We start from the raw sequence: 10678 nt of genomic DNA, 5'->3' as shown, positions 1-10678 counted from the left end.
TGGGGCTCTCAAATCAGATCATACGTTTTCCACCCGTATGCTATGGTAAAAGACCATAGAACGAATGAGGAAACAGGAAATACTGATGCTGTGATGGACGGAGAAATCGATCCATTCATCAATGCATATTTAAGGTTAACGATTAATCGTTAATAAGTAAATAATGAGTAAATACAGGCTTCTAATACAGAGGTCTGTATTTTTTTAGGAAAAAAAGGGATACTGTCATATTTCAGACAAAAAAATAATAAAAGAACAGGCGAGACTGATAACGCGATAGTGGATTGAATTGACCTTTTTAAGTGGCATAAACGGTTGGTAATGGTTATTCAAAACTCGTTTTTGCTATTTTTAACGTTGCAAGTGGTGATTCAATAAATGGCAGCTTTGATTTTTCAAACGCTGGTTTTTATAAAAAAATGAAATATTACGTTGAAACAATATTGTAATTTGTTTAAAACAGACATATGTGAAATTGATGATATACTAAGTAAGGTTCTAAAAAGCAAGTGAAGATAATTAATAGGTTGCTTACCAGATTAGAATAAAAATCTAAAGTAGATAGGTGATATAATCAATGATAGAGATGAAAAATGTCTATAAAAAGTATCCTAATGGCATCACGGCTATTAATGGGTTGGACGTAACGATCGATCAAGGGGAATTTGTCTATATCGTGGGCCCAAGTGGTGCAGGTAAATCAACGTTCATAAAAATGATTTACCGTGAAGAGCTGCCTACAAAAGGAACGGTCAAAGTGGGCGAATTTGATTTAATGAATTTGAAGAGTAAAAAAATTCCATTCCTAAGACGATATGTAGGCGTAGTGTTCCAGGATTTCAAACTATTGCCACGTTTGACTGTGTTTGAGAATGTTGCGTACGCTATGCAAGTGGTAGGTAAAAATCCTAAGAATATTCAAAAAAGATCATTAGAAGTTCTAGATTTAGTCGGATTAAAACATAAAGTACGCATGTTTCCAAATGAACTATCAGGCGGAGAACAGCAACGTGTAGCAATCGCTAGAGCGATTGCTAATATGCCACGTATACTGATCGCAGATGAACCAACAGGAAACTTGGATCCGGAAACGGCAGAGGGCATCATGGACTTGCTTGAAGAAATCAATAACCATGGGACAACGATTATTATGGCAACGCACAACAGCGGCATTGTTAACCGCGTGAGACATCGCGTTTTAGCTGTTGAAAATGGACGTATTGCCCGCGACCAAGAAAGAGGGGAATATGGTTATGAGAATTAGAACCGCAGGAAGACATATAAAAGAATCGTTTAAAAGCATTAAACGTAATGGGTGGATGACATTTGCAGCTATCAGTGCTGTTGCTATTACACTATTACTCGTGGGGAGTTTAATTGCCCTCTTAATGAATGTGAATAAGCTAGCGTCAGATGTCGAAGAAGACGTGAGCGTGAGAGTGTATGTTGCAACCGGAACAGAAGAATCAGAGCAAGAAGCATTAAAAAATGAATTGGACGAAATTGAGAATATTGAGTCTATAGAGTTTTCAAGTAGAGAAGCAGAGCTGGACAACGTCATGGGAAGCTATGGTGAAGAATTCGGACTATTTGAAGGAGACGATAATCCGTTGCATGATGTATTCATCTTGAATACCTCCTTACCCGAGTACACTTCAGAAGTAGCTGAAGCAGCAGAAGAATTAGGTCCTGTGGTTGATGATGTTAACTATGGTGGAGCAGAAGCTGACCGACTCTTTGAAATGATGGGAACGGTAAGAAATGTCGGAGCCATTATAATAGGTGCGCTGATATTTACCGCTGTGTTCTTGATTTCCAACACTATTCGAATTACTATCTTTTCAAGGAGAACAGAAATTGAGATTATGAAATTAGTAGGTGCAACAAACTGGTTTATTAGATGGCCGTTCTTGATCGAAGGGGCAATAATCGGTTTTGCTGGAGCCTTGATTCCTGTATCGATTATTTCTTATGTGTATTTAAAAGGGTTTGATACATTAATGGGATACCTATCTGGCACATATTTCAGTTTATTATCGCCTAACCCATTCTTGATTCAGATCATTGTGTTACTTCTTACTATTGGTATAGTAATAGGAAGTATTGGATCAGCATTGTCAATCAGAAAATTCTTGAAAGTTTAATCAAAAAGAGGGAGTTTTCCCTCTTTTTACATATAAACAGGTTGGAGTACGCTTGGGTGGAGAAAAATCTATGGACACTCAAATAGCGATGGGTGTGGCAGTTGCTACATTTACATCGGGTCATTGTTCTAGATACCTTGCCGGTTTCGGACAGCCATAAGTTCCAATGTATAAATAAAAGCTCCTTGTGTTAGGTCATACCATCACATAAGGAGCTTTTTTTGTATAAACAAAGTAAGTTATGTTTTAATATGATAAAATAAGGTAAATATAGATTCGAAGGGATGAACAATATGACGCTGTTTCAAAATATCATACTGGCACTTTTGTTATTTGTACTACAACCGACATTTATCGTTGGTGTCATTTTAGCACTTTTATCCAAAAATAGACGTTTCAAGTACTCCAGAAGCAAACTTAGAACGACCGTTTATAAAGAAAATTATGAGATCAAACGATTAATAACTTGGGGCCTCGTTCCCGGAGCCGTGATATCCTTGTTTTCAGTGGGCATAGGGATGCCAGTTACAATTGACTGGATCATAGTCTATCATATCGTGACGCTATTATTTTTAGGTTTAGGCTATAGATTCATTCATCCGATCTTTACATTTAGTGCTGCGGGTTTGCTGGTACTAGGGCTGAGTTATTTTGTTACGGAAGCGTCAGTGTTTAGTGATATTCTGGAACAATGGAATAGCCCTATATTAAGTCAAACAACGATGACTTTAAAGAATACTCAGGGGATACTCGTTTTAGGGGCTCTATTATTAATGAGTACGATAGTTGTTTTAAACAAAGGAAATATGAACCAGTTTGTTCCGAGATTTATGAAAACCAAACGGGGTAAGCTAGTAGCCAGATACCGTATGACACCCTTGTGGTTGATTCCTCTGGTTGTGATTGTACCGGGAGAAACGTTCACCGCTCTCTTTGACTGGTGGCCCGTTTTTTCAATGGGGAATCAAACCTATTCATTTCTGATCATACCTGTACTTTTAGGTTTCAGATACACTGTACAAGCACAACTTCCTTCTGAAGCGAAACAGGCCATCATTAAGGATTTTTCACTACTTAGCGTATTGAGCGTCCTGTTAGTGGGATTGTCATTTTGGATAGAAGAGTTCAGTGCGATCGGCTTAGGTGTGCTGTTTGTCGGAGGGGGTTATGTGCTGTATAGACATAGACAGCGAGAGAGGAAATGGGCATTTAAATTCGGACCAGATCAAGATGGATTGCGTGTCGTAGCGGTGAGACCAAACAGTCCAGCCGAAAGAATGTCAATTGAAGTAGGAGATGTACTTGTAGAATCGAATCAGATGAAATTAACATCTTCTGAAGACCTCACTGAATCGTTGTTTAACAATCGCTCATATAGCAAACTTAAATTGAAACGCCTAGATGGGGAACTTGTCATGGCTGAAACGCCTATTTATGAAGAAGATGCTCATGACTTGGGGCTTGTGACATTGGAAGACATCGAATACTAAAAAGAGTTTTCACTTCTCCGCTGATATCATTATTAAGGTTTAGCCTTTCTAAAATGATGTTAACGGAGAAGTTTTTTATATGGTGGGAAAAGGAGTGGAAAAGTGATATCATGAACACATGAACATACGTACATATAAAAGAGGTGAAATGATGGAAATTGAAAATGAAACACTTGAGAATGCCTCATTATTGTTTAAAGCCTTGAGTGATCCTCATCGTTTAGCCGTTGTTTACTATTTATCTTTAAATGAAATGAATGTAAATACGATAGCGAATACTCTGGCTATGGAGCAATCGGCAGTTTCACATCAACTGAAAATTTTAAAAGCCGCAAGACTTGTAAAATCACGCAGAGAGGGTAAAACCCGTATCTACTCTATTATGGATGAGCATGTTTATGAACTCATCGATCAGGTCGTCACCCACGTTCAAGAAAAGAGGTAGAAAAATGACCGAATACAAATTAAATGGTCTACATTGCAACAAGTGTTCTATAAATTTAGAGGAAAAACTGAATCAGTTTACGACCCATACTAAAGTGAGTGTTGATTATGAGAACAGTAAACTTCTTCTGGATGAAAGCGATGTGGATATTGATCAGATAAAAAAAATATTGGAATTCGAAAAAATCACGATGAGTGAAATGGACGATACAAACATCAGTAGTGAAGAGACACAGACTGTCAATGACAGTCACGGTCACAAGCACGGCCATCATCACGGTATTGAATCGATCATGAATCAGAAAACGTCGAAAAAAATGATGATGGTATTCAGTTTGAATTTAATTTTTTCCGCGGGTGAATTTATTTTTGGTTTTCTATTCAATAGTATCGCCATCATGACTGATGCCGTTCATGATCTGGGCGACGCCTTGTCGATCGGATTAGCCAGTTACTTCGAAAAAATCTCCACCAAAGAAGCAAATGATCAGTATAGTTTCGGTCATTTGCGCTTTTCTCTATTAGGTGCTTTAATAACATCTGTCATCCTGCTAGGTGGGTCAATTGTTGTTGTTTTCAATGCCGTTCCCAGGTTCCTGAATCCTGAGTCTGTCAATCATGAAGGGATGTTCTGGCTTTCCATCGCTGCGATAGCGGCAAATGGATTCGCCGCCTGGTTAATGAGCCGTGGAGAATCCCGCAACGAATCTGCTATTAATCTGCATATGATAGAAGATGTTTTAGGATGGGTAGGCGTATTGATTGTCAGTATTATTTTGAATTATACAGACTGGTATATTCTGGACCCAGTCCTATCCATAGCCATAGCCTCATTTATTATTTACAAAACATGGCCATTGTTTAAGGAGACGGTCGAGATCTTTTTAGAAGCCACCCCTAAACACCTCTCACGACAAAAAATTGAAGATACCGTTCTTTCAGTTCAAGGTGTAACAAATGTGTCGCATCTGCATGTATGGTCTATAGATGGTAACGAACACGCTATGACAGTTACAATCAGTACGCCGAAGGAAGAGATGAGTGAGATTGAAGCAATGAAGGAAAGAATAAGGGCCGATTTATCAGGTTTTAGTATCAATCATACAACGATTGAAATCGTCTATGATCCTAAAAATACATTAACCAAAGATTAATTGTTGAAAAAAGCAGGTGATGTTGATAGTATAAGGTAACTTTAAAAAAGGGGAGATACGTATGGGGATCCATGAATACTTCAAGAGCTTAAGCGATTTAGAAAAGATATACCGTTGTCCCGGAAAATTCAAGTATGAAGAGCACTCTGTCGCAGAACATTCGTTCAAAGTGACCAAAGTTGCTCAATTTCTAGGAACAGTTGAAGAAAACAGAGGCAATAAAGTGAACTGGAAAGCATTGTACGAAAAAGCGTTGAATCACGATTATGCAGAGATATTTATAGGGGATATCAAAACACCTGTCAAATATGCAGATCCCGATTTGCGGGATCGATTGGCGCATGTGGAAGAATCCATGACGCAACACTTCATACAGCAGGAATTTCCGGAAGAATTTCAGTCCATTTACCACGAGCGTCTGAAAGAGGGGAAAGATGACTCTCTGGAAGGAAAGATTTTATCAGTCGCTGATAAAGTCGACTTACTATATGAGTCTTTTGGTGAGATACAAAAAGGAAATCCGGAGCCGCTTTTCAATGAAATCTACAGGGAATCCTTAGATACCATTTTAAAATTCAAAGAAATGGCAAGTGTGCAGTATTTCCTAGCAGAGATACTACCTGATTTACTTAAGGGTGAATTTACCAATCAATCAGAGCTGGAAAAGATTTCTCGAATGATTTTAAAGAACCATAAAGTAGAACAGACATTCGCGATAGATGAATAAATATGTTAAAATAAATAATGGGAGAGAGGGAAGAGTCAAACTCTTTCCTCTCTTTTAGCAGCGATTCAAAGTCTATTAGTCGCATAACTTAAATAAAAACTTTACAATATGAATAAGAGAATGATAAACGAAGAGACGATTAATAAAGGTAGGATGAAAGCATGGCAAATGATAAAATTGTAGTACGGGGTGCACGTTCTCATAATTTGAAAAATATTGATATTACTATTCCGCGAGATAAACTGGTTGTGATGACAGGTTTATCAGGATCGGGTAAAAGTTCCCTGGCGTTTGACACGCTCTATGCGGAAGGACAGCGTCGATATGTCGAATCACTGTCTTCCTATGCTAGACAATTTTTAGGTCAAATGGATAAACCTGATGTGGACAGCATAGAAGGACTCAGTCCGGCAATTTCCATCGATCAGAAAACGACAAGTAATAATCCACGTTCAACCGTTGGGACAGTTACTGAAATCAATGATTTTTTGAGATTGATGTATGCACGAATCGGCAAACCGATCTGCCCGAATGATGGTACTGAGATATCAAGTCAATCCATTGAACAAATGGTTGATCGTATTTTGGAATACCCGGAAAAGACGCGCCTTCAAATTCTTGCTCCGGTAATAAAAGAGAAAAAAGGACAGCACAAAAAAGTGTTGGAAAAGATAAAAAGCGAAGGATATGTCAGACTCAGAATCGATGGCGAATTAGTTGATATTGATGAAGAGATCGAGTTGGATAAAAACAAAAACCACTCCATTGATGTCATCATAGACCGGATAGCACTAAAAGAGGGGATTCGCTCCCGCTTGTTTGATTCTTTGGAATCAGCCTTACTGCTGGGAGAAGGTTATGTTATCGCAGACATTATCGGGGAAGAAGAAGTGCTCTTCAGTGAACATTATGCGTGCCCGGTATGTGGGTTTACATTACCCCCTCTAGAGCCGCGTCTGTTTTCTTTTAATGCACCCTTTGGCGCCTGTCCAGAATGTGATGGATTAGGAATGAAGCTCGAAGTGGATATCGACCTTGTGGTACCAGACAAAACACTTTCCCTGGATGAAGGTGCATTGCTTCCCTGGCAGCCCATTAGTTCGAGTTATTATCCACAAATGTTATCGCAGGCCTGCGAATCGTTTGATATTGATACAACGATACCTTTTAAAGATTTACCAAAAAAACACAAGGAAATCGTATTAAACGGATCTAAAAAGAAAAAGTTTCATTTTCATTATAAAAATGATTTTGGAAGTGTCCGTGACACGATGATCCCATTTGAAGGTGTAATGCCTAACGTAAATAGACGATACCATGAGACTAATAGTGACTATACGCGCAAGGTCATGCAGCAGTATATGACCGAGCTGGAGTGTCCTGTTTGTCATGGGAAACGTTTGAATGAGGAAGCCTTAGCAGTTAAAATAGAAGGTCAAGACCTCGGTGATATCAGTCAGCTTTCCGTGGAACACGCGTTGGAATTTTTTGAAAACTTAAACCTTTCCTCTAAAGACACAACCATAGCCAAGCCTATAAATAAGGAATTAAAAGAGCGACTGACATTTTTGGAAAATGTTGGGCTTGATTATTTAACCTTAAACCGTAAAGCTGGAACATTATCTGGTGGTGAGGCACAGCGGATCCGTTTAGCGACACAAATCGGATCAAATCTTTCAGGCGTCCTTTATATATTAGATGAACCTTCTATTGGATTACATCAGAGAGATAATAATCGTCTAATCGATTCCTTGAAGAAAATGCGAGACTTGGGCAATACGCTTATTGTTGTGGAACACGACGAGGATACCATGCGTGCGGCAGATCATATTATTGATATTGGTCCGGGAGCAGGAGAAAAAGGTGGAGAAGTAGTCGCGACGGGAACGATAGACGAGATCATGGCACATCCAGATTCGATTACTGGAGCCTATTTATCAGGAAAAAAAGAAATACCGGTACCGAAAACCAGACGTACCAATAAAGATGGTTATATTAAAATCAAAGGTGCACAGGAAAATAATCTCAAAAATATTGATGTTGATTTTCCCTTAGGACGATTCATTGCTGTAACAGGTGTCTCCGGTTCGGGGAAGAGCTCATTGATAAACGAAATCCTGCATAAAGCTTTGGCGAGAGAAGTCAGTCGTTCTAAAAAGAGACCAGGTAAATTTAAGTCAATTGAAGGATATGAACAACTGGAAAAAGTGATTGATATCGACCAGAGTCCGATCGGTCGTACACCAAGAAGTAATCCAGCGACATATACGAGTGTGTTCGATGATATTCGTGATTTATTTGCAAAGACTAATGAAGCCAAGATGCGTGGATATAAAAAAGGGCGGTTCAGTTTTAACGTGAAGGGCGGCCGTTGTGAAGCGTGCAGAGGTGATGGGATATTAAAAATCGAAATGCACTTCTTGCCTGATGTTTATGTCCCGTGTGAAATATGTCATGGGACGCGTTACAATTCGGAAACACTGGAAGTGAAATACAAAGGGAAAAATATCGCTGATGTATTAGCGATGACAATAGAAGAGGCTGTCGCTTTTTTTGCCAATGTACCGAAAATCGAACGTAAAATGCAGACGATCATAGATGTAGGCCTCGGTTATGTGAGGTTAGGACAACCTGCCACCACGCTTTCTGGTGGGGAAGCCCAGCGAATGAAGCTGGCGAGCGAACTGCACAAGCGACAGAATGGTCATAACTTTTATATTCTAGATGAACCGACCACCGGTCTGCACGCGGATGATATAGCCCGACTACTACAAGTATTGGATCGCCTAGTTGAAGCCGGAAACACGGTGCTTGTCATCGAACATAACTTGGATGTCATAAAAGTGGCAGATCACATCATCGATCTTGGTCCAGAAGGTGGCGAGGGTGGAGGGAATGTCATTATAACAGGAACTCCAGAAGAGGTTGCCCAATGTAAAGAGAGTTATACAGGTCACTATTTGAGTAAGATACTAAATAAACGCTGAAAGATCAGATTTATTTAGTAAATCTTCTTCGTGGATGATTAATGCAATTTTTTTTAATATAAAAATCAGTCGTAAGTCCTATGACAACCTTCAATAGATGATGCATAATGATAATAGAACGTGTGGAACTGTTGTTTATCAATTAAGGGAACCCATATAGGAGGGCTTTGAATGAACGAAAAAGAGCGTATTATAGACTTAATGAAAAAAGGTATTTTATCGACTGAAGAAGGCCTGGACTTACTCGAAAACACAATCAATAAAGAAGGAAAGAAAATAGAAGCTGAAGAATTTACTGAACAAGAGGATCAACCTGTTGAAGAAGACGTTAAAACAGAATCAACACAAAATAAAAAAGAGGCTGAAACTGAACTTGAGGCTTTGGTCAAAGAAATCAATGAATGTTCTATGGAACTAGATAATTTGAATCAACATCTTACCGAAGTTGATTCTGAATTAAGTGAAAAGAACGCTGAATTAAATAGCCTCACGAAAAACAGTCAATCAGAGATTAAAGAAAGAAAACAAGCTATTTCAGAAGAAATCCAACTTGTTCAGAAAGAATTAGAGTTGATCAAACAGTTGGATGAAGTAGATAATACCAATGAAATCATCGCGTTGAGGAATAAGATCGACAAACTTTCGCAAGAACTGGAACGTGTTGAGATAACTGAACAGGACTTTGAAGAAGATACTCGCATCAAAGAACTGACTGAAGAGATTGCTCAGCTAGAAAAGAAAAAATCAGAGTTAACTGATAAAAAAAATGAATGTGTCAAGCAGTTGAACCGTTCAAAAGTCAAACAGTGGACACTCAAAGCGAGACAAGCGACGGCTGATTTCGAAATTCCTGGAGATTGGAAAAAAGAAGCCAGCGAAGAATTGACAAAAGCAGGTAAACGCATTGAAGAAGCAAGTAAAGAGATGTCAACGCTTTTCAAGAAAACTGTGAGAGAAACCTCTGACAAAGATGTTAAACAAACGATTCGAACATCTTTCGATAATGTGCTCGATAATTTCGATTGGAAAAATGTCAATCTGAAATTTCCAACCTTGGCTTCCAAAGAGTATAGTAAAGAATGGGCATTTGAAGAATCGACAGCAACTATTTTAGATATTAAAATTGCTAACGGCAAAGTGAATATAATTAAAGGAAATACTGAAAAAATAATGCTATCTGCAAAAGGGAAACTGTATGGAAAAATGGATGAAGAGACACCTGAAGAATCTTTTGATGTTCGCAGTACTGTTTCGGTAGATGAAGACAAATTAATAGTCCATGTTCCCAATAAACGCGTTTATATAGACTTAACGCTTACCTTACCGGAAAGAACGTATGATTATTTATCTGTTAATACGTTGAATGGGAAAGTCGTGGTCACTGATATTGAGGTTAAAGATGTCTACGCTAAATCAATGAACGGATCGATCGATTTTGAAGAACTGAATGGAACAATGTTGGAAGCTAAAGGTTCAAATGGTTCGGTAACAATTAAAAACAGTCAATTGAAAGATCTGCTTGCCAGTTCAGTAAATGGCACTCTTGTATATGAAGGAACGTTAGAAAGTGGAGACCTGTCTACTACGAATGGCGAGATAAAAGTTACTGTGATGAATAGCACTATTACTAGACTTAATGCAACGACGGTTAATGGAAACGTAAAAGTGGCTATTCCTAAAAACATTACTTTAGAAGGACAAGCAAGAACGACATTTGGTAAAATAAAGAGTC

General features: G+C 38.5%; 8 protein-coding genes and 1 pseudogene. All 9 read left to right on the top strand.

The features are described 5' to 3' along the window. Positions 1 to 153, top strand: a pseudogene (prfB, locus tag R6U02_RS09130) (peptide chain release factor 2); the annotation flags it as partial. A 424-nt stretch (positions 154 to 577) separates the two neighbouring features. Continuing rightward, complete coding sequence (gene ftsE / locus R6U02_RS09125; RefSeq protein WP_410263304.1) at positions 578 to 1264, top strand: cell division ATP-binding protein FtsE; 687 nt, start codon at positions 578 to 580, stop codon at positions 1262 to 1264. Further along, the gene (gene ftsX / locus R6U02_RS09120) at positions 1254 to 2144 is read left to right on the top strand and encodes a permease-like cell division protein FtsX (protein ID WP_410263303.1); all 891 of its coding nucleotides are present in this window, start codon (positions 1254 to 1256) and stop codon (positions 2142 to 2144) included. Before ftsE ends, ftsX begins: the two co-directional genes overlap by 11 nt. A gap of 293 nt (positions 2145 to 2437) precedes the next feature. After that, the gene (locus R6U02_RS09115) at positions 2438 to 3634 is read left to right on the top strand and encodes a PDZ domain-containing protein (RefSeq protein ID WP_410263302.1); all 1197 of its coding nucleotides are present in this window, start codon (positions 2438 to 2440) and stop codon (positions 3632 to 3634) included. Positions 3635 to 3752: 118 nt separating this feature from the next. Further along, positions 3753 to 4079, top strand: coding sequence for an ArsR/SmtB family transcription factor (locus tag R6U02_RS09110; RefSeq protein ID WP_410263301.1), 327 nt, complete (start codon positions 3753 to 3755; stop codon positions 4077 to 4079). A 4-nt stretch (positions 4080 to 4083) separates the two neighbouring features. Beyond that, the gene (locus R6U02_RS09105; protein WP_410263300.1) at positions 4084 to 5232 is read left to right on the top strand and encodes a cation diffusion facilitator family transporter; all 1149 of its coding nucleotides are present in this window, start codon (positions 4084 to 4086) and stop codon (positions 5230 to 5232) included. A 61-nt stretch (positions 5233 to 5293) separates the two neighbouring features. Then, complete coding sequence (locus R6U02_RS09100) at positions 5294 to 5959, top strand: HD domain-containing protein (protein ID WP_410263299.1); 666 nt, start codon at positions 5294 to 5296, stop codon at positions 5957 to 5959. 161 nt (positions 5960 to 6120) lie between these two features. Beyond that, positions 6121 to 8946 (top strand): excinuclease ABC subunit UvrA, encoded by a 2826-nt coding sequence (gene uvrA, locus R6U02_RS09095; RefSeq protein ID WP_410263298.1) that lies wholly within the window; start codon positions 6121 to 6123, stop codon positions 8944 to 8946. Between the two features lie 171 nt (positions 8947 to 9117). Next, positions 9118 to 10678: daptomycin-sensing surface protein LiaX (gene liaX / locus R6U02_RS09090; protein WP_410263297.1), on the top strand; the 1561-nt coding region annotated here is incomplete at its 3' end.

This window comes from Alkalibacterium sp. (genome assembly GCF_046484155.1).
In the GTDB taxonomy this organism is placed as follows: domain Bacteria; phylum Bacillota; class Bacilli; order Lactobacillales; family Carnobacteriaceae_A; genus Alkalibacterium.
This window is presented reverse-complemented; position numbering and strand designations above follow the sequence as displayed.